The following is a 609-nucleotide window of genomic DNA, read 5'->3' as shown; positions in this document are numbered from 1 at the left end:
TCCACGGCTGGGCGTGCGGCCGCGGCGACTTCGACGCGCTCACCGGCCATCTGCCCGGCGGCTACCGGGTCCTCGCGGTCGACCTCGCCGAGCACGGCGAGTCCCGCTCGACGCGCGAGGTGTGGACCATGGAGGAGTTCGCCCGCGACGTGGCGGCGGTACTGAAGGCCGAGTCGGTGACCACGGCCGCCGTGGCCGGGCACTCCCTCGGCGCGGCGGCCGCCGTCGAGGTCGGCCGGCTGCTGCCCGGCACCGTCTCGCACGTGGTCGCGCTCGACGGGCTGCACTACCTGCCCCTGTTCCCGGCGCAGAGCGAGGAACAGACCGGCGCCCTGGTGGGCATGTTCCGCGACGACTTCGCCGCGGCGGTACGCGGCCTCGCCGAAGAGGGCTCGCCGGCCGGGACCGACCCGGCTGTCATGGACGCCTGTGTCGAGAAGATGGTCACGGTGCGGCAGTCCGCGGGCCTGGGAGCCATCGAGGGCCTGGCCCGCTGGGACATGGACGCGGCGCTGCATGGGACACAGCAGCCGGTCACCGTGTTCGCCGTTGGTGACCTGGTGACGCAGGAGGCGATCGACCGCTACGGAGACCGCCTCGCCATCGTGC

The 609-nt window shown here is 73.7% G+C and carries 1 protein-coding gene; it reads left to right on the top strand.

The annotated features are described in order from the left end of the window. On the top strand, positions 1-609 hold a 609-nt coding region (locus tag AC4IJH_RS43650), incomplete at both ends, for an alpha/beta hydrolase (protein ID WP_490857587.1).

The organism is Streptomyces sp. UF-297, assembly GCF_058245575.1.
This window is presented reverse-complemented; position numbering and strand designations above follow the sequence as displayed.